The following is an 18,695-nucleotide window of genomic DNA, read 5'->3' on the forward strand; positions in this document are numbered from 1 at the left end:
CGCCGTACCACCCGAGCCTACGATACTACGACTGCCCCCTTTGGTCCTCCTTTCACCAAATGGGTGCACGACTTGTCAGGTCTGGTGCGGCGTTGGGCTCCTTAGAGCGTTTTTAGGGTCGAGGCAGGATCCTCGGGCCAAAGTCTTCCGGTCGATGCGTGCCAACGTCACCCGGGACCCAGGCCCGATACCGCGAGACGGCCGCAGCGAAGTCAGTCCCGCGCGAGAAGGAGGTTGCCCCAGGGGTCAACGGCGGCGCGCCAGCCAGGAAAGAGGATGGTGGTGGCGCCGAACTCCTCGACGATGACCGGGCCGTCCAGGGCAGCCCCGGTCGGCAGCCGATCGCGGCGGTAGACCGGGCAGGAAGCGAAGCGATCGTCGAAGTAGACCTCGCGCCCCTCGATGAGCGCTCCTTGCAAATCCCGGACATCGCTCCGATAGGGCGGCAGCCCGGGCTTCGGCACCGCGCCGAAGGCCGAGAGCCTCAGGTTGACGACCTCCACGGTTCCCTGCTCGTCCGCGTGGCCGTACGTCTTGAGATGCCGTGCGTGGAAGTCGCGGGCGATTGACGCCAGGGACATGGTCTCGAGAGCTACTGGGACATTCAGCTCGAAGGCTTGGCCGAGGTAGCGGAGGTCGAGGGAGAAGTCGAAGCTCATCTCGCCCGGCCTGAAGCCTTCCTCCCGCAGGCGCGCCGCTGCCGCCGCTCTCATCTCCTGGAAGACGGTCATGATCGTGCCCAGACCGAGGTCTTCGAGCCGGCCGATCCGCGTCCTTACGTCGTCATGCCGGATGTCAGAGGCGAGAAGGCCGAGGGCCGAGAAGTTTCCGGGGAAACGCGGCACCAGGATCCGCCTGATCGCCAGCTCCTCAGCCACCGGGATCGCGTGCATGGGCCCGGCTCCGCCGAAGGCGACCAGGGTGAACTCCCGCGGGTCGTGGCCGCGCTGGATCGAGATCTCACGAATGGATGACGTCATGCGCGCCACGGCAATTCTAATAATCCCCTCAGCCAGCCGGGCGATGTCGAGCCCCGCGAGCCGATCGGCGAGCCTGCCGATCGCCTCGCGGCTGAGCCGGGGGTCCAGCCTGATCGTCCCGCCGAGAGGGCGGTCCGCGCTGATCCTGCCGAGCACAAGATTCGCGTCCCTGACCGTGGGCTCGCTGCCGCCGAGACCGTAGGCTGCCGGACCCGGGTCGGCACCCGCGGACTGGGGCCCGACCTGGAGCGCCCCGTCCACGTCAACCCAGGCGATGCTCCCGCCGCCGGCGCCGACGCTGTTGATGTCCACCTGCGGGACCTTCACCGGAAACGCGGCGATCAGGTTGTCCGTCGCGATGACCGGCGAGAGACCCCTGACCAGACAGACGTCGGTGCTGGTCCCGCCCATGTCGTAGGTGATGAGGTCGGACAAGCCCGCCTGACGCGCGACGAAGAGCGCCTGGCTCACGCCTCCCGCGGGGCCTGAGAAGAGCGTCTTGATGGGGAGCCGCATGGCGGTCTGGAGGGTCATGATCCCGCCGCTCGAGCCCACGGTCAGGACCCCCGCCCGGTAGCCACAGCCCAGCAGCTCGCGCTCGAGGCCCTCCAGGTAGCGCTCCACCAGGGGCTGGAGGTAGGCGTTCAGGACGGTGGTCGAGAAGCGCTCGAACTCGCGGTATTCGGGGACCACCTCCGCGGAGCACGAGATCGGAACCCCGGAGAGGCCTTCCCGCACCATCTCGGCCAGCTGCTTCTCGTGCGAGGGGTTCGCGTACGAGTGGAGCAGGCAGATGGCGACGGCTTCGGGCTCCACGCGCTTGAGCGCGCCGATCAGCTGCGCCACGCTGGTGTCGTCGAGCGGCGTCAGCACGCGGCCGTCGTGGAGCACCCGCTCCCTGACCTCGAAGCGGAGCGGCCGCGGCACCACGGGCTTGGGCCTGACGAAGGTCGGATTGAAGAGCGCGGGGATGTTCCGCTTGGTCCGGCCAATCTCGATGAGATCCCTGAAGCCTTCCGTAGCCACGAGCGCGACGCGCGCCCCGCGCTTCTGGAGGATGGCGTTGGTCCCGACGGTGGTGCCATGGACGATGCGGCTGACCCGGGTGCTGGCCACGCCCAGCTCGGCCAGCCCCTTCAGGACCGCCCGCGCCTCGTCCCGGGGCGTGGACGGAACCTTCGTGACCTGGATCGCGCCCGTGGCCGCGTCGACCACCGTGAGGTCCGTGAACGTGCCGCCGACGTCGATGCCGATCAGCACAGGGAGACCACCCCCCGCCGGACACGCTCGCGCAACCGCATCGGTCTACCGATGATCCTCGGCCCGATCCTCGGGCTCGTACCCGACAACGGTGCGCGCGTGGTCGAGATCACGGTACCCCCACTTGTTGTTGGAGACGACGTAGAAGACGTCGAATCGCACGCTGTCGGGCGCCGCGATGCACTTCTCGATCATCTGCGCCACGTCCCGCTGGCTGCACCAGACCGAGAACTCGCGCGGCGCGGTCGGCCGGTCTTCCCCGTTCACCGCGCCGATCCGCAGGCAGATCACGGACATTCCGTACTCGCCGGCGTAATACCTGGCGAGCGCCTCTCCCCAGAGCTTGCTGCAGCCATAGAGGCCCGAGGGACGCGGCGGCGTCTCGTGGGTCAGCTTCGTCCACGTGCCCACCTCGTCGTAGCGTCCCGCGACGAGGGCCGAGTACGGGAACTCCTGCTCGTACCGGTTCACCGTCGCGCCGCTGCTGGCGTAGACGATGCGCGTCACGCCCGCCTCCCGCGACGCCTCGAAGACGTTGTACGTCCCGACGATGTTGTGCCTCAGGATCTCCTCCCACGGCGCGCTGACGCGGGCAAGGGCCGCGAGGTGGACGACGACGTCAATCCCCGCAAAGGCGGGCCGGATCCCGTCGAGATCGGCGATGTCGGCCCGGTGGCACGGCACGCCGTTCACGGGGCGCCGGTTCAGCGCCCGAAGGTCGTACTTCCCCTCCAGGCGCTTGCGCACCGCGCCGCCGATCAGCCCGCTCATGCCCGTCACCAGGACCTTCCGCCGCGCCATCCGCTCTCTCAGGCAAAGCTAAAGACGCGCCCCGGATTCTCCACGAGGAGCGCCCGGATGGTGGCCTCATCGAGGCCCTTGCGCCTGAGCCGCGGCACGATGTTCACGAGCAGGTGGTGGTAGCCGTGGCCGCCGTAGCGGGTCAGGCGCATCTTCTGGCAGATATCGTGGGAGACGAGGAGCTGGTTCAGATGGCCGGCTTCGATCAGCCTGAGCACGCAGGCCATCCGCTGGCCATCGCTCGGCATGTCGAAGCCTGGGTTCAACGGGTAGTACGATCCTTCCAGCCCGAAGAGGTCGTACTCGAGGTAGCAGCCGGTGGCGGCGAGATCGAGGAGCTGCCCGTGGTCAGCGATCGTGCGATCGATGTGGCAGATGATGGTGCGGCTCGGGTCGCCGCCGTGGCGCCGGACGGCGTCCAGGATCTCCGTGGGCGCCTTCGCGTCCCGCCCCGGGTGAATCATCAGGGGCGCGCCCGTCTCGCGCTGGGCCCAGACCGCAGCCCGGACGCTCTTCTGCTCGTTCTCCGTCCAGGGCCAGGAGCAGCCGATCTCGCCGATCAGCCCGGACCGGATGCCGGCGTCGCCCACCCCGACCGTGACGTCCCGGATGATCTCCCGCGCGATCTCTTCGCCGGTCCGGCTCCCCATGTCGCGGGGATGGCTCGCCCCGACATAGTAGCCGGCGCCCATGACGATGTTCAGCTCGGTCGCCCGCGCGATCCGGGCGAGGCCGGCCGGGTCCCGCGCGAGCCCGACGTTGGTGGGATCGACGATCGTGAGGCCGCCCGCCGCGCGGAAGAGGAGGGCTTCGTCCCGGGCCGTCGCCTCGTCCAGGAGCTTCAGGTTGTCCAGGTTGCTGGTCCAGTGATACCGGACCCAGCCCAAATTCGCGAGGCTCACCGGCTCGTACGCGCGGCCCCGCGCGCTCGCGGCCTGGGGCTCGGTGAACGAGCAGCTGATGTCGACGAGCAGGTGCTCGTGGGGGAGCGTGATCCCCAGGGACCTTCCCGGGACGGGACCGAGGACCGTCTGGACATGCCCGGGAAGAGCCGATCCGGCCACAGGTGGCCCTCTCGCGATCAGGGGCGCGCCAAGTCTGGCCGCGGGATCAGGTCGGCAGGAGTCCCGCCGCCTTGAGGGCTTCCCTGATCCGCGCCCGCTCCTCGTCGTTGATCGGGGTCAGCGGCGGGCGAACGACCGCCTGCGGAATGCGGCCGAGCAGGACCAGCGCCTCCTTCATCCGGTTGTGCATGTCCACGAAGGGCGGGGCGTAAAAGACGCGCACGAGCGGCTCCAGGCGGTCGTTGATCCTGCGGGCCGTTTCGAGATCGCCCTTCTGGACAGCGGCAAAGAGTTCGGCCTGGAGGTCCGCGGCGACGCTCCCCATCCCCGAGATGCAGCCGTCGGCGCCGAGGACGAAGGACGCGAAGAGCGACATCGTGAAGCTCGACAGCATGGCGACGGGGCGGCCGGTGGCCCGAACGGCCCGGAGGTTCTGCTCGAAGGCCACGATGTCGTTCGACCAGTCCTTGACCGCGACGACCGAGGGGATCATGGCGAGCTTGGCGAGCGTCTCCGGGCTGTAGCCGATCCCCGAGGCGGGCGGGTACTCGAAGACGACGATCGGGATGTCCACGGCCTTGGCGATCGCCGAGAAGTGGCGGAGCGCCATCGCCGGCTTCTCGCGCGCGCCCCACATGAAGAGCGTGGGCGGGAAGACGAGAATCCCCGCGGCGCCGGCGGCCCTGGCGTCGCCGGCCAGCTCGATGGCCTCCTGGGTGCCGTCGCTGTAGACGCCAGCGATCAGGGGGAGGCGGTCCCCGACCTCGTCGAGGGCCAGCTCGAGCGCCCGCCGCCGTTCCTCCCGCGAGAGCGAGGAGACCTCGGCGGCGTGGCCGTTGACCGTGATGGCGGTGACGCCGGGCGTGTCGGCCAGCCATCGCAGGTGCTTCCGGTAGGCGGCCTCGTCGATCGAGAGGTCGGGCCTGAAGGGCACGAGGTTCGCCGGGATCACGCCGTGGAACTTGAGAGACGCGTTCACTGGACCACCTTCCCTCATGATTCAGCACCGTCCCTTTCGAGCGCCCACCCACCCCTTCGGGGTGGGTACCCGGCCGGCGCAATCCCGGGGGGAGGTTCGGAAGGGGGGCGGAGCCCCCCTCCGAGGAAGTTCATGCCTGGCACCTCCACACGGGCCAGCCCTCGACCCGCGTCAACACCCTACCACAGGGCCATCTCGTCGGCGACCTCCTTGGCCGACGCGACGCGCGCGTAGGCGCGCCGGATGATGTCGAGCGTCGCGCGCTGGATCTCGGGCCAGAGGGTTGCCACACCGTCCTCGACCACGACGCACCGGAACCCCTTCTGCATGTCCACGACGATGAGCGCGGTCCGCCCCGGCACGAGCCTCAGCACCTGAGCGAACGTTGCGTCGCGATCCATGCCGGCGGGCGGCCGCGAGCTAGTATGAGCGCGGGAGGCCCAGGACGTGCTCGGAGAGGTAGTTGAGCACCATCTGCTGGGAGACCGGCGCGATCTTGTAGAGCCGGATCTCACGCCAGAGGCGCTCGACGTAGAACTCCTTGGCGTAGCCGAAGCCGCCGAGCGTCTGGAGCGCTACGTCGCAGGCCTCGAAGCCCGCCTCCGCGGCCACGAGCTTGGCCGTGTTGGCCTCGGCCCCGCAGGGGCGGCCGTGGTCGTAGAGCCAGGCGGCCTTCCAGCAGATGAGCTCGGAAGCTTCGAGCTTTGCCCAGGCGCCGGCGAGAGGGTGGGCGATGGCCTGGTTCTTCCCGATGGGCCGGTCGAAGACGATCCGTTCCTTGGCGTACTGGACCGCCCGCTCCAGCGCTGCCCGGCCGATCCCGACCGCCTCGATGGCCGTCAGGATCCGCTCGGGGTTGAGCGAGTCGAGCAGGTGGTAGAACCCTTCGCCCACCTGCCCCACGACGTCCTCCTCGGGAACCTCCAGGTTGTCGATGAAGATCTCGTTGGAATCCACCGCAGCCCGCCCGAGCTTCTCGATCTCGCGCACCGTGATCCGGGTGCGGTCGAAGTCGGCGAAGAAGAGCGTCATGCCCTTGAAGGGCTTGCTCGCGACCTGCTCGCGTGGCGTCGTCCGCGCCAGGAGCAGGATCTTCGTCGCGTGCCGGGCGTTCGTGTTCCAGACCTTGCGCCCGTTGATGATCCAGCGGTCCCCCTTCTTCTCCGCCCGCGTCTGGATCCGGGAGGTGTCCGTCCCCGCGTTGGGCTCGGTCACGCCGAAGGACATCACGATCTCGCCGGTCGCGATCTTCGGCAGGGTCTTGCGCTTCAGCGCCTCGCTCCCGTGCTTGATCAGCGGCATCGGCGGGAAGACGTAGAAGTGGATCGGCGAGGCGCCGCTGGTCCCGGCCCCGGCCGCGCAGATCTCGTGGAGCAGGATCGAGCCCTCGGTGACCCCGAGCCCCGAGCCGCCGTACTCCTCCGGAACGATGATCCCCAGCCAGCCGCTGCGCGCGAAGGCGTCGACGAACTCCTGGGGGTACTCGGCCTTCCGGTCCTTCTCGAGCCAGTAGTCCCAGGAGAAGGAGCGCGCCAGGGCGGAGACCTCCTTGCGGATCATCTCCTGCTGCTCGGTGAAGGCGAAGTCCATGGCTTCCCCCAAAGGGGCGCGATTCACAGTCGGAGGGGGCCTCGACGCGCCCTCCGAGGCCTCCCCCAGGAATCGGTTGCGCGGGCGAAGCCCGCGCTCGAAGGGCGTTACTCCGACAGCGCCTAGTATAGCCGGAGAGACTCGGGAGGGCCAGGGCCGGAGGGCACGTTCAGGGCGGGAAAGAGGTCAGGGGAACGCCGCGCCAGGGTCAGGCGAGCGGCGGCGTGACGAGGGAGAGTCGACGGCCGACGGGCCTTATGGTCCCGCCCGTTCGGGCTCGCCGGACTCCGAGCGACCGCCTACCACCAGTGGAGCGGCGCGATCACCCGGCCGTCCCTCGGCTTGTCGGCGGGGTCTGGCGACTCTGTCCCGTAGGCGTCCGGCACCATCGCATCCGCCAGTATCTCCTCGGCGGCGTCAGCCTCGCCGCACAGCTCCCGGAGGCGCAGGTCGTACCAGAAGTCCATCTCACACTCCCCTCCTTTCGCCCGATGCTTCTCGGTGTGACAAGTGTGCAGATGGGATGCCAACGGCCGGGCTCTTGAAATCAGGTATTTACCGGGTACCGATGAGCGCTGCTCCAGGCATTGTGCCCGACCCGAGGGCGGAACGCCCGTGCCATGGCGCGACTTTTCCCGGGCAAGGGGGTGTCGTATCTTGAGGAGCATGAAACAAAAGATCCTGGGAGGGCTTCTGGCCGCGCTCGCCCTCGCCGGCTGCGCCGGCCATGTCTCGTTCCTCAACGTCGCGCCGAACGCCCCGGCCCGCATCCCGGCGACGCTCTACCGACCTGAAGGGCCGGGGCCGTTCCCCGCTGTCGTCCTCCTCCACGGCTGCGAGGGCGTCTCCGCCTCGCACCACGACTGGGGACGCTGGTTTCGGGAGCGCGGATACGTCGCCCTCGTCCTCGACAGCTGGACCTCGCGGGGGCTGACAGAGATCTGCTCGAAGGAGGGGCCGGAGATCGACCGGTTCTGGCGTTTCGACGACGGAATAGGTGCGCTCCGCTACCTCCAGTCGCTCGGGTTCGTGGATCCCGCCCGGATCGGCGCGATCGGCTGGTCCAACGGCGGCGTGTACTCGATGGCCCTGATCAACGGCCCGAGCCTGGAGCGCGCGGTCAAGCGCGGCCTGACGCTCCCGAACCCGGGCTACGCCGCCGCCGTGGCAGTCTATCCGGGCGGATGCTTCTCGCTCGTGGCGGAGCGGGTGGTCAAACCCCTGCTCGTCCTCATCGGTGAAGCCGACGACTGGACCCTCGCCTTCGAGTGCGCCCAGATGGTGGAGGCCATGCGCTCCCGCGGCTCGGACGCCACCATCGTCACGTACCGGGGCGCCTACCACTACTTCGACGTCGAGGGCCAGCCCCTCCAGGTGCTCCCGAACGTCGAGAACCGGAACCGCCCGGGGGGCTGCTGCGGCGCGACGGTCGGCTACAATGCCGCGGCGGCAGCCGACGCCCGCCGCCGGGTCGAGGAGTTCTTCGCGCGCCACCTGAAGCGCTAACGCCGTCGGCCGGGGGGTGACTGGCGAGCCGCGCGCTCCCGTGCCATAATTCGCCCCGTGGCGGTCCAGGGTCTCTACGCGCTCCAGAACGGCTTCATCGGGTTCGAGCGGAGCGGCCTCTTCTACGGGGAGCGCTCGGCCGAGCAGGTGCAGATCCCGGTGGCCTGCTACCTGGTCAAGACCTCCGACGCCACCGTCCTCTTCGACACCGGCTTCTCCCCGCGCGCGGTGCCCGGCCTCATTCGCACCGACCCGCTCGCCCGCTTCACCGAGGCGGACCTCCTGGTCCACCGCCTCGACTCCATCGGCCTCGAGCCGGACGCACTGGACCTGGTCGTGCTCTCCCACCTCCACTTCGACCACGCCGGAGGCGCCTCGCTCTTCCCCAAGTCCGAGCTGGTCGTCCAGCAGGACGAATACGCCTACGGCCACTATCCGGCGTCCTTCTACGCGTACCTCTACTACCGGAAGAACTTCGACCTGCCCGGCTACCGGTGGCGGCTCATCGAGGGCGATCTGGAGCTCGTGCCTGGTGTCACGGTGCTCAGGAGCGACGGCCACACGCCCGGCCACCAGTCGCTCCTGGTGGAGCTGGAGGAGTCCGGGCCGGTCATCCTGGCCGGAGACTGCTGCTACTGGCAGGAGCACATCGACCAGGAACGGGTGCCCGGCGTGGTCTGGAACCCGACACAGGCGCTGCACTCGATCAAGCGGCTCAAGACCATCGCCCGTCTCGTGAAGGGTCAGATCTTCCCGAGCCACGACCCGGTCTTCTGGAGCACCGTGAAGCAGCCGCCCGACTGCTACCGGTGAGAAGAGGAGGGTGAACCATGGAGAAGCTGATCTTTGCCGCGATCGTGCTCCTGGCAGGTCTGGCGGTCCACGCGGCGCTTCGACGCCGGGTGGACCTCTTCCCGGCTCCGCTCGGCGCGATGGTGCGCCGGACCATCCTGGTGTTCGCCGTCGGGATCCCGGCTGTGATCCTCGCCTTCTCGATCCTCCGGATCATCCCGGCGGGCCACGTCGGGGTCAAGGTGCTCTTCGGGCAGGTGGACCCGGTCCCGCTTCGCGAGGGGTTGAACCTCTTGTTGAACCCGCTCTACGACGTCGAGATCATGGACGCGCGGGTGCACAAGCACACCGCGAAATACGATGCGGCGTCCAAGGATCTCCAGGCGGTCCACGTGGACATGGTGCTTAACTACCGCCTGATCTCGGACCGCGCCCCTGAGGTGTTCCGGACCATCGGGCGCGGCTACTCCTCCGTGATCATCGACCCTGCGGCCCAGGAGGTCCTGAAGGCGGAGGCCGCCACCCACAACGCCGCGGAGATACTCTTCAAACGTCCAGCGATCAAGGCCGATGTCCAGCAAGGCCTCACGACCTGGCTCGTGAAGTACGGGATCGAGCTGAAGGAGGCCGCGCTCGCGAACATCCGCTTCGACCCGGCCTACGAGAAGGCCATCGAGGCCAAGCAGATCGAGGAGCAGAAGGCCGAGCAGAAGCGCTACGAGCTGATCCAGGCCCAGCGCCAGGCCGAGATCGTCGCGGCCCAGGCCAAGGGCAAGGGCGATGCCGCCCGCGAGGAGGCCAAGGGCGTGGCGGATGCCCTGCGCCTCAAGGGCGAGGCAGAGGCAACATACAACGCCAGGGTCTCGGCGTCCCTGACGCCGGTGCTGATTCAGCAGCAGTACCTCGCGCGCTGGGATGGCCGGCTCCCTCAGTACAGCCTGGGCGGCAACGTGGTGCCCTTCCTCCAGATCCCGGGCGCGCCGGGTGAAGTGGGCCGGCGCTGACAAGGAGCGTTCGATGGCTGGAATCCTCGACAGCATCAAGATCCTGGAGCTGGCGCGCGTCGCGCCGGGTGAACTCTGCACGATGATGCTGGCCGACATGGGGGCCGAGGTCTTGAAAATCGAGACCCCGCCGTCCGACGGCGAAGCCGAGCCGCACGACGAGAAACGCCGCGCCGCCTTCACCTTCGTCAACCGGAACAAGCGCTCGATCGCGCTCAACCTGAAGGCCCCCGACGGGCAGGCCATCTTCCGCAAGCTGGCCGCGAGCGCGGACGTGATCGTCGAGGGGTTCCGGCCGGGCGTGATGAAGCGCCTCGGCGGCGACTACGAGACGATCCGGAAGCTCAACCCGCGGATCGTCTACTGCTCGCTCTCCGGGTTCGGCCAGGGCGGCCCGTACGCGAGCTACCCTGCCCACGACCTGAACTACCTCTCGCTGGCGGGCGTCCTGGGACTCATCGGCGAGCCTGACCGGAAGCCGGCGATCCCGCTCAATATCATCGCCGATTACGGCGGGGCAAGCCTCCACGGCGCGCTCGGGATCATGCTCGCCCTCTTCGCCCGCGAGCGGACGGGCAAGGGGCAGCACGTGGACGTCTCGTATTTGGACACGACCCTCTCGCTCCTCGCCGCCACTCCCAACCTCCGCTTCCTCTTCTCTGACGGCCTCGCGCCCCGCCGGGGCGGTGGCTTCCTCGGCGGTTCCTACCCCTACTACGCCGTGTACGAGACCAAGGACGGAAAGCTCCTCACCATCGGCTGCACCGAGCCCTGGCTCTGGGAGAACTTCTGCAAGGCGATCGACCGGCCCGAGTTCGCCAGGTATGCCCGCAAGCCCGACCAGTTCGTCCGGGCCGCGAATGCGGAGGAGGTCCGGGCGCGCGAGGAAATCGCGGCGATCATCCGGACGCGGACCCGCGACGAGTGGTTCGAGTTCCTGGTGAAGCACGACGTCTGCGTGGGGAAGGTCTACGACGTGGAGGAGATGGTGGAGGACCCGCAGCTCCGCCACCGCCAGATGGTGGTGGAGACCGAGCACCCGGAGGTCGGCAAGGTGAAGGAGTTCGGGATCGCCATCAAGCTCTCCGAGACGCCTGGCTCGGTCCGCCGCGCGGCCCCCTATCGGGGCGAGCACACCGACGAGGTGCTTCAGGGCCTGGGGATGACGCCTCAGGAGATCAAGGCGCTCAGGGAGAAAAAGGTCGTCAGCTGAGCATGGGCGTCTGCGAGCGCAATGCGAGAATAAATCCGCTGTGGAGGAGAAGGTGGGGACGTTCCGGGTAGAGGTAACAGTCAAAAATCTCCGGGAGCCCACTCGGAGCCGAACCCTCTCTGCCCTCGTGGACACCGGCGCGACCTACATGACGCTGCCCCGCGACGTGGTAGAGACTCTCGGCTGTGAGCCGATCGGCAAGCGGCGAGTCCTTCTCGCCAACGGGCGCGAAGAGGAGTGGCCTTTGGGGGTGATCCTGCTCGCCTTGGAGGGGCAGGAACTGCCGACAGTTTGCCTCATCGGCCCCAACGGCGGACCGGCCCTGCTGGGTGCAGTAACGCTAGAAGAATTTGCCCTACGCGTTGATCCGGTAGCCAAGCGATTGGTCCCGGTTCGAAGCTACCTGACCCCGCTCAGCTGAAGCGGGGCATCACCTTCGCTGCGAACAGCTCCAGGTTCTCGAGGACCTGCTGATGCGGGGAGAGGCCCTGGTTCAGCCAGATGAAGAACTCGTCGAAGTTGAGGGCGTGCTGCAGGGTTTCGAGCTGGCGGCTGATCGAATCCGGATCGCCGATCAGCTCCAGCCCCTGGGGAAACCCGAACGGCGTGAACCACTCCGCGTGGGCGAAGCGGTAGGGCTCGGCGAATTTCTCCGCCTTCCCCGGGTCGGACGCCAGCGAGACGAAGCCGCCCAGCGCGATGGACTCTCCCCACTTGAGCTCGCGCCCGGCCCGGGCCGCCTCCTCGCGGTAGACGGTGAAGAGGTCCTTGCAGAAGTCCAGGTCGCCGGAGAGGAGGACCGGGATCCCACCCACCTTGGCCCAGTAGCGCACCGTGCTCATGCTGAAGGCGAACGGACCGTAGATCGGCGGGTGCGGCTTCTGGAGGGGGCGCGGCGTGATCCCGATCTCGACGAGCTGATCTTGCGCGTCCACGCCCCGGCCCCACTTCTTAGTGGCGGGCGAGAGCCACGCCGTGTCGGGCGGCGGGATCGTCCAGAACTTCCCCTCGTAGCGGAAGGTCTCGCGGGTCCACGCCAGCTTGATGATGGTGAGCGCCTCCTCGAAGGCTTCCCGGTTGATCTGGTCCATCTCGCTCTTGTCCGAGCGGGTGGCGCCCACGTGGATGTGCTGGGCCAGCGTGTTCACCCAGCGCGTCTGGTAGCCGCGCGCGAAGCCGGCGTAGGCGCGCCCGCCGGAGATCTGGTCCAGGATCGCGATGTCCTCGGCCACGCGGAGCGGGCTCGAGGCTGGGAGCACGATGCCGAGCTGGCCCAAGCGCAGGCGCTTGGTCACCATGGCCACGTAGAGGTCGAGCAGTACGGGGTTCGTCGAGCACTCGAACCCCTCGATGTGGAAGTGATGCTCGGTGAAGCCGATCCCGGCGTAGCCCAGCTCATCGGCCAGCCGCGCGATATCCCGAATCTCGCCGAGCATCCGCTGGTAGAGGTCGTCGCGCTGGCCGGCCATGCCGCAGGCAAGCTCGTCGGGCTGCCCGACCGTGGGGAGCATGAACAGGTGAAATTTCACGAACTCGCATGCTACGCGAGCGGGTAGACCCTGTCAAGGATGAGCGACCTTCGGGAGGGTGCAATATGACGTATCGGAACGAAGAGGCGAACACGAAATTCAGAACCGTCTGGCTCGTCGTCACCCTCGCCCTGGGAATCCTTTCGGCGCCGCTTTCACCAGAAGCGCAGCAGCCAGCGAAAGTTCCCAGGATAGGTGTTCTATTGCCGTGGCCCGCTCCGGCTCCCTCTGCGCCCTCGCCCCTCCTCGAGGCATTCCGGCAAGGCCTGCGTGAGCTCGGCCACGTGGAGGGGCAGAACATTGCCATCGAGTACCGGTATGCGGAGGGGACGTTCGAACGGCTCCCCGACCTCGCCGCTGAGCTGGTGCGTCTCAAGGTTGACGTCATCGTGACAACGAGCACGCGAGCGATCCAGGCTGCCAAGCAAGCGACCACCCAGATTCCCATCGTCATGGCGGTTTCCGGCGATCCTGTCGGGACGGGGCTCGTCGCCAGCCTCGCGCGACCGTGAGGGAACATCACGGGGCTGTCCCTCCTTGCCCCCGAGCTGGCGGGCAAGCGGTTGGAGCTGCTCAAGGAGTCCTTGCCCGGGCTCTCCCGCGTGGCCGTACTCTGGAATTCGCCCAGTGTCGCCATGAGACACACATTTAGAGAGGCGCAGGTCGCAGCAGGAGTGTTGGGGCTAAGGTTTATATCCCTCGAGGTACAAGGAAATCCCGAAGATTTCGAGCGCGTCTTCTCCACGATCCCCCGGGAGCGTCCGGACGGGCTCTTCGTCACGCTGGACCCGTTCACCAATCTTCATCGGAGACGGATCGCTGAGCTTGCGGCAAAGCACCAACTGCCAGCGATCTACGAGAACAGGGAGTTTGTCGACGCCGGAGGTCTCATGTCGTATGGACCGAGCGTTCGTGATATGTGGAGGCGCGCTGCCACCTTTGTGGACAAGATCCTCAAAGGCACCAAGCCTGCAGACCTGCCCGTCGAGCAACCCACGCGCTTCGAGCTGGTCATCAACATGAAGACCGCCAGGGCCCTCGGCCTCACGATCCCAGAGTCTGTCCTCATCCGGGCAGACAAAATCATCGACTGAGGTGGGCTAAGACAAGGAGAGAACCTCCCCCATGTGGATGGAGCGCGCGTGATGATCTCGGTGATCAAGGCCCAGGACCGCTACCACCACGAGACCGACTGGCTCTCCACCTACTGGCACTTCTCCTTCGACCACTACTGGGATCCGACGAACGTCTCCTTCGGCGCGCTCCGGGTCTTCAACGACGACGTGATCCAGCCCGGGACCGGCTTCCCGCCCCATGGCCACCGGGACATGGAGATCATCACCTACGTGCTCGAGGGGGAGCTGGAGCACGAGGACAACCAGGGGAATCGCGGGCGAATCCGGGCGGCCGAGGTGCAGGTGATGTCGGCAGGGACAGGCATCGCCCACGCTGAGCGGAACCCGTCGAAGACCGATCCGCTCCACCTGCTCCAGATCTGGATCCTCCCGCGCACGAAGGGGCTCCGCCCTCGGTGGGAGCAGCGGGAGTTCACGAAGGCGGAGCGGCAGGGACGCCTGGTGCCGGTCGTGTCAGGTACGGGCGAGGCGAAGACTCTGAGGATCGACCAGGACGCGACGATCTTCATCAGCGCTCTCGATCAGGCTCAAACCGTCACCCACGTACCGGCGGACAACCGGCGCATCTACCTGTTTATCATCAGCGGGGGGCTCGACGTTAACGGCCTGCGCTTGGCTGCCGGCGACCAGGCGCGGATCACCGACGAACCCCGCCTCGCCCTCACGGCGCCCGCGCCTTCGGAACTGATCCTCCTAGACCTACCGTAGCGGGCCGGGCCCCCTCACCTTTCCCCCCTCCCCCTGGGCCCGGCCCTCACCGGCGACAGGGCCTCGTCAACTCTTCTCCACCACGTACAGGTGGGTGAGCATGTCCACGTAGATGTTGCCGTCCACCACGACCTCGCCGAAGCGGTTCTTCTCCACCCCGCGCACCCACGGCTTGAAGGCCCCGTAGCGGAGCACCCAGGTCACGGGCACGTAGCCCACATCGGCCTGGAGGGCCTCCTCGGCCTTCTTGTAGAGCTCCATTCGCTTCTTCTGGTCGCGCTCGCCGCGGCCCGCCTCCAGGAGCTTGTCGAACTCGTCGTTCACCCATGCCTGGCGCTTGCCGGTGGTGCGCTTGCCATAGAAGGTATCGAAGTACTCGTTGTGCGGGTCGGGGTAGTCCATGAACCAGCGAATCCACACGAGCTGGAGGTCCTGTTTCCACAGCCGGTCACGGAAGACCCTCGGCTCCAGCACTTCCAGCTCGGTCTTCATGTTCAGGTGCTCCAGCAGCATGGCCTGGACCGCTTCGCCCATGGGCTTGGCGCCGTAGCCCTCCTCGCGCATCGACATGACAATCTTGGGCCAGCTCTTCCCGCCCTGGTAGGGCGTCCCCTTGAGGGCGGCCATCGCGGCCTTCGGGTCGAACTTCTGGATGTCGCGGATCTTCTTATCGTCGATGTAGCCCGGAAAGCCCGGCGGGATCATGCAGTGGGCCGGGATCCCGAACCCCTGGCTCACCTTGCCGACGGTCTCGCGGTCGATTGCCTGAGCGACTGCGCGGCGAACCTTGATGTTGTCGAAGGGCGGCTTGGTCACCTGGGGGGTGAGATACCAGGTCCCCGGGTAGGGGTAGCGGAAGACTTCCTTCCCGAGCCTGGGGTCGGCCTGGGCGCGCCTGAGGTCACCCGGCGGCACGAGCGAGAAATCCGTCTCGTTGTTCTCGTAGGGGAGGAAACCCGATGGCAGCGGGATGATGGGGACGATCACCTTCTGCAGGTGCACGTTCTTGGCGTCGTAGTAGTGGGGGTTCTTCTTCATCGTGAACTGCTTGTTGTGGTCCCAGGATTCCAGCGTGAAGGGCCCGTTGGTGACGATGTTCGCAGCCTCCGTCCACTTGTCGCCGTGCTTCTCCACAGCCGGGCGGTGCGCCGGGAGCGCGGCCAGGTACGCCGTCAGCACCGGGAAGTAACCGCGGGGGCCTTCCAGTGTGACCTCCAGCGTGGAGTCGTCCTTGGCGCTCACGCCGACGAGGGCCGGATTCTTGATCTGGCCCTTATTAAAGGCCTCGCCGTTCTTGATGTCGTAGAGGAACGCGGCATACGGCGCCGCGGTCGCCGGGTCGAGCTGGCGCTTCCAGGACCAGGCGAAGTCGTGGGCGGTGCAGGGCGCGCCGTCGGACCACTTGGAGTCCTTCCGCATGTGGAAGGTCCAGACCGAACCGTCCTTGTTGGACTCGACCTTGGTGGCCAGCCACGGCACCGCGACGAAGTCGGCATTGAAGCGCATGAGCCCCGCAAAGAGGGCGGGGTGGCCACCGCAGTAGAGGTCCTTGTTGAAGTCGTGGCTCGACGGGTCGTTCTGGAAGTAGCCGCCGCCCCCGATCCTGATCACCTGCTCCTTGGCGAGCTTCTCGCCGGGAGCGGGCTTGGTGGGCCTGGCAGCCTCGACCCGCGAGACGAATCCGGCGCCGCCGAGGGCGGCCATTGCGCCGACGACCTTGAGGAAGTCCCGGCGGCTCACACCGAGCGCCTGGAGCCGCCTTTCGAAGAGAGCGAGCTGTTCATCCTGCAGTCGCATACGCGCCTCCTTTGGTTGCGGACTAGGCTTTACCTTTGAGCTTGGGGTCCAGGGCGTCCCGGACCCCGTCGCCGAAGAAGGTGAACGAGAGCATCGTGGCCGCGATCGCGATCGAGGGAAAGATCGAGAGGTGCCAGTAGGAGCGGAGGTACTGCTGGTTCTCCCCCACCATCTGTCCCCAGGACGGGGTCGGTGGGTTGATTCCCACCCCGATGAAGCTCAGCGCCGCCTCCGTGAAGATCGCCTCGGGAACCCCGAAGGTCACCGCGACGATGATGGGCGTGACCGAATTGGGCAGGAGGTGGCGGGTCAGGAGACGAAACCCTCCGGCTCCGAGGGCCCGGGCCCCTTCCACGAACTCCTTCTCCTTGATCGAGAGGATCTGGGCACGGGTCTGCCGCGCGATCCCGACCCAGCCGGTCAGGCCGAGCGCGATGAAGATGTTGGTGAGGCCCGCCCCCAGCATGGACATGACGAGAATGACGAAGAGGAGCCTGGGGAAAGCGTACATGACGTCGACGAATCGGGTGAGGAAGAGGTCCACGCGCCCGCCGAAATAGCCGGACACGGCGCCGATGGGCACGCCGATCAGCACCACGATCACCTGGGCACCGAGCCCCACGAGCATCGAGACCCGCGCCCCATAGATCATGCGCGAGAGGACGTCGCGCCCGAGCTGGTCCGTCCCCAGCGGGAACTGGCGCGACGGGAACTCGTAGGCGTGACCGAAGTTGGCCTTGGTGTACGCATACGGGGCGAGGATGTCGGCGAAGACCGCGACGAGGCAGAGGAGGACGACGACCAGGCCCCCGGCGACGGCCAGGCGGTTCCGCAGAAGCCGCCGCCAAGCATCCCGCCAGAGGCCCGTGCTTCGCGGCAGCTCGCGCGGCCAATCCAGGACGGCCGCGCTCGCCGGCGGCACCGCCTGCTCAACCGCCGGCCGCGCCACCTTCGAACCTACCCGCACCCCTCCCTCTCCCTGTCAGGGAGAGCGCGCGGCTCACCCCTCTCCCCTCGGGGGAGAGGCGGGATGAGGGGAGCTTAGTATCGAATCCGCGGGTCGAGAGCACCGTAGAGGAGGTCCACGACCAGGTTCATGATCGCGAGGAACGCTCCGTAGATCAGCACCACGCCCATGATCATCGGGTAATCCCTGCCGGTCATCGACAGGACGAAGAACCGGCCCATCCCCGGAACGCGGAAGATGGATTCGACGAAGAAGGAGCCCGTTCCGACGGCCGCGAACATGGGCCCGAGGAGCGTCGCGACGGGAATCAGCGCATTTTTCAACACGTGCTTGCCGAGCACGAGCCGCTCCGTCATACCCTTCGCGCGCGCCGTCAAGACGTAGTCCGAGCGGATGACCTCCAGCACGCTCGCGCGGGTGTAGCGCGCGATGATCCCGAGCGGTCCCAGCGCCAGCGTGACCGTCGGAAGCACCCAGTCCCGTGGATGCGTCCAGCCTCCCGTGGGGAAGAGCGGGACGAGGAACGAGAAGAGCATGATGAGGAAGACCGCCAGGATGAAGTTAGGGATGCTCACGCCGAACGTCGCGAGACCCACCGAGAGGTAATCCCACGTCCGGTTCTGATAGACCGCGGCCAGGATGCCGAGGCTGATCCCGCCCAGGATGGCGAGCACGAGCGCCATGCTCCCCAGGAGGAGCGACACCGGGAACGTCTCGCGAAGGATCTCCTCGACCGTCCGCGTCTTGTAGACGAACGAGTAGCCGAAGTCGCCGTGGACCGCTTTCCCGACGAAGATGGCGAACTGCTGATAGAGGGGCTTGTCGAGGCCGTACTTCTCTGCCAGGTTGCGCTGGGCCTCCGGGCTCAGGGGATTGGCCCCCTCCGCGACAGGATCGAGGGGGCTCCCCGGCGTGGCGTGCATCACCAGGAAGGTGATGAGCGCCATCGCCAGGAGCGTGGGGATCAGCCAGAAGACGCGACCGACGGCGTAACTGAGCACGCCAACCCCCCTGTAGCCTTAGAACGGGGGCGAAGCCCCCCTCCGAGCTTCAATACTCCGCGGGCACCTTCACCCGGCCCTGGGCGTCGTACAGGTACACCGCGCCCGCCTCCTCGTCGCGGGTCTTCTTGTGAGAACCGTCGCAGAAGGGTTTGTTCTTGGACAGCCCGCAGCCGCAGACCCAGATCGTCTGGCCGCCCTGCTCGACTTTGTACGGCTCGCTCCGGTCGTGCTTCACGAGTCTGGCCACTCGATCACCTCCTTTTCGATGCGGAGAGCATTGTACCGCACCGCGCGAGATTCTGCGATATGATGGGACCGCGATGGCGCCGATCGCGCTCACGATTCTTCCCGAGAACCGCCAGCTC

At 67.3% G+C, this 18,695-nt stretch carries 20 protein-coding genes; 8 read left to right on the forward strand and 12 right to left on the reverse strand.

Annotated features, from left to right (window positions below):
• Nucleotides 1–212: 212 nt before the first annotated feature.
• The 7 genes from HY726_20945 to HY726_20975 all read right to left on the reverse strand — a co-directional run bounded on the left by HY726_20945 (nucleotide 213) and on the right by HY726_20975 (nucleotide 7,141).
• Nucleotides 213–2,240: a hydantoinase/oxoprolinase family protein gene (locus HY726_20945; GenBank protein MBI4611466.1), complete on the reverse strand. Its 2,028-nt coding sequence runs from the start codon at nucleotides 2,238–2,240 to the stop codon at nucleotides 213–215.
• 45 nt (nucleotides 2,241–2,285) lie between these two features.
• Entirely contained in the window at nucleotides 2,286–3,041 is a 756-nt protein-coding gene (locus tag HY726_20950; GenBank protein MBI4611467.1) for an NAD(P)-dependent oxidoreductase, read from the reverse strand.
• A gap of 8 nt (nucleotides 3,042–3,049) precedes the next feature.
• Nucleotides 3,050–4,105, reverse strand: a complete 1,056-nt coding sequence (locus HY726_20955; GenBank protein MBI4611468.1) for a phosphotriesterase-related protein — start codon at nucleotides 4,103–4,105, stop codon at nucleotides 3,050–3,052.
• A 46-nt stretch (nucleotides 4,106–4,151) separates the two neighbouring features.
• Nucleotides 4,152–5,084, reverse strand: coding sequence for a dihydrodipicolinate synthase family protein (locus tag HY726_20960; GenBank protein MBI4611469.1), 933 nt, complete (start codon nucleotides 5,082–5,084; stop codon nucleotides 4,152–4,154).
• A gap of 179 nt (nucleotides 5,085–5,263) precedes the next feature.
• Nucleotides 5,264–5,485, reverse strand: coding sequence for a hypothetical protein (locus HY726_20965; protein ID MBI4611470.1), 222 nt, complete (start codon nucleotides 5,483–5,485; stop codon nucleotides 5,264–5,266).
• A 19-nt stretch (nucleotides 5,486–5,504) separates the two neighbouring features.
• Nucleotides 5,505–6,674, reverse strand: coding sequence for an acyl-CoA/acyl-ACP dehydrogenase (locus HY726_20970; protein ID MBI4611471.1), 1,170 nt, complete (start codon nucleotides 6,672–6,674; stop codon nucleotides 5,505–5,507).
• A 299-nt stretch (nucleotides 6,675–6,973) separates the two neighbouring features.
• Nucleotides 6,974–7,141 carry a hypothetical protein gene (locus HY726_20975; protein MBI4611472.1) on the reverse strand — a complete coding sequence of 56 codons (168 nt, stop codon included), beginning with the start codon at nucleotides 7,139–7,141 and terminating at the stop codon, nucleotides 6,974–6,976.
• 199 nt (nucleotides 7,142–7,340) lie between these two features.
• Here HY726_20975 and HY726_20980 point away from each other — a divergent pair, with 199 nt between their 5' ends.
• Genes HY726_20980 through HY726_21000 form a run of 5 tightly spaced genes read left to right on the forward strand, consistent with a single transcriptional unit; the run spans nucleotide 7,341 to nucleotide 11,610 of the window.
• The gene (locus HY726_20980) at nucleotides 7,341–8,180 is read left to right on the forward strand and encodes a dienelactone hydrolase family protein (protein MBI4611473.1); all 840 of its coding nucleotides are present in this window, start codon (nucleotides 7,341–7,343) and stop codon (nucleotides 8,178–8,180) included.
• A 57-nt stretch (nucleotides 8,181–8,237) separates the two neighbouring features.
• Nucleotides 8,238–8,993 carry an N-acyl homoserine lactonase family protein gene (locus tag HY726_20985; protein ID MBI4611474.1) on the forward strand — a complete coding sequence of 252 codons (756 nt, stop codon included), beginning with the start codon at nucleotides 8,238–8,240 and terminating at the stop codon, nucleotides 8,991–8,993.
• 17 nt (nucleotides 8,994–9,010) lie between these two features.
• Nucleotides 9,011–9,976, forward strand: a complete 966-nt coding sequence (locus HY726_20990; GenBank protein MBI4611475.1) for a prohibitin family protein — start codon at nucleotides 9,011–9,013, stop codon at nucleotides 9,974–9,976.
• Between the two features lie 13 nt (nucleotides 9,977–9,989).
• Nucleotides 9,990–11,189: a CoA transferase gene (locus HY726_20995; protein ID MBI4611476.1), complete on the forward strand. Its 1,200-nt coding sequence runs from the start codon at nucleotides 9,990–9,992 to the stop codon at nucleotides 11,187–11,189.
• A 10-nt stretch (nucleotides 11,190–11,199) separates the two neighbouring features.
• Nucleotides 11,200–11,610: an aspartyl protease family protein gene (locus tag HY726_21000; GenBank protein MBI4611477.1), complete on the forward strand. Its 411-nt coding sequence runs from the start codon at nucleotides 11,200–11,202 to the stop codon at nucleotides 11,608–11,610.
• Here HY726_21000 and HY726_21005 read toward each other — a convergent pair.
• On the reverse strand, nucleotides 11,603–12,718 hold the full coding sequence (locus tag HY726_21005) for an LLM class flavin-dependent oxidoreductase (protein MBI4611478.1): 1,116 nt from the start codon (nucleotides 12,716–12,718) through the stop codon (nucleotides 11,603–11,605). The two genes, HY726_21000 and HY726_21005, sit on opposite strands and share 8 nt — an antisense overlap.
• A 65-nt stretch (nucleotides 12,719–12,783) precedes the next feature.
• Here HY726_21005 and HY726_21010 point away from each other — a divergent pair, with 65 nt between their 5' ends.
• The 3 genes from HY726_21010 to HY726_21020 are packed head-to-tail and all read left to right on the forward strand — an operon-like array spanning nucleotide 12,784 to nucleotide 14,562.
• On the forward strand, nucleotides 12,784–13,230 hold the full coding sequence (locus HY726_21010) for a hypothetical protein (protein MBI4611479.1): 447 nt from the start codon (nucleotides 12,784–12,786) through the stop codon (nucleotides 13,228–13,230).
• A gap of 6 nt (nucleotides 13,231–13,236) precedes the next feature.
• Entirely contained in the window at nucleotides 13,237–13,812 is a 576-nt protein-coding gene (locus tag HY726_21015; protein ID MBI4611480.1) for an ABC transporter substrate-binding protein, read from the forward strand.
• A gap of 48 nt (nucleotides 13,813–13,860) precedes the next feature.
• The gene (locus tag HY726_21020; protein ID MBI4611481.1) at nucleotides 13,861–14,562 is read left to right on the forward strand and encodes a pirin family protein; all 702 of its coding nucleotides are present in this window, start codon (nucleotides 13,861–13,863) and stop codon (nucleotides 14,560–14,562) included.
• Between the two features lie 66 nt (nucleotides 14,563–14,628).
• Here HY726_21020 and HY726_21025 read toward each other — a convergent pair whose 3' ends face one another.
• The 4 genes from HY726_21025 to HY726_21040 all read right to left on the reverse strand — a co-directional run bounded on the left by HY726_21025 (nucleotide 14,629) and on the right by HY726_21040 (nucleotide 18,577).
• Nucleotides 14,629–16,359: a peptide ABC transporter substrate-binding protein gene (locus tag HY726_21025; protein MBI4611482.1), complete on the reverse strand. Its 1,731-nt coding sequence runs from the start codon at nucleotides 16,357–16,359 to the stop codon at nucleotides 14,629–14,631.
• 22 nt (nucleotides 16,360–16,381) lie between these two features.
• On the reverse strand, nucleotides 16,382–17,281 hold the full coding sequence (locus HY726_21030) for an ABC transporter permease (GenBank protein ID MBI4611483.1): 900 nt from the start codon (nucleotides 17,279–17,281) through the stop codon (nucleotides 16,382–16,384).
• A 119-nt stretch (nucleotides 17,282–17,400) separates the two neighbouring features.
• Nucleotides 17,401–18,273, reverse strand: coding sequence for an ABC transporter permease (locus HY726_21035; protein MBI4611484.1), 873 nt, complete (start codon nucleotides 18,271–18,273; stop codon nucleotides 17,401–17,403).
• 103 nt (nucleotides 18,274–18,376) lie between these two features.
• Nucleotides 18,377–18,577, reverse strand: a complete 201-nt coding sequence (locus HY726_21040; GenBank protein MBI4611485.1) for a CDGSH iron-sulfur domain-containing protein — start codon at nucleotides 18,575–18,577, stop codon at nucleotides 18,377–18,379.
• Between the last annotated feature and the right edge of the window lie 118 nt (nucleotides 18,578–18,695).

The sequence above is a fragment of the Candidatus Rokuibacteriota bacterium genome, from assembly GCA_016209385.1.
Classification (GTDB): domain Bacteria; phylum Methylomirabilota; class Methylomirabilia; order Rokubacteriales; family CSP1-6; genus JACQWB01.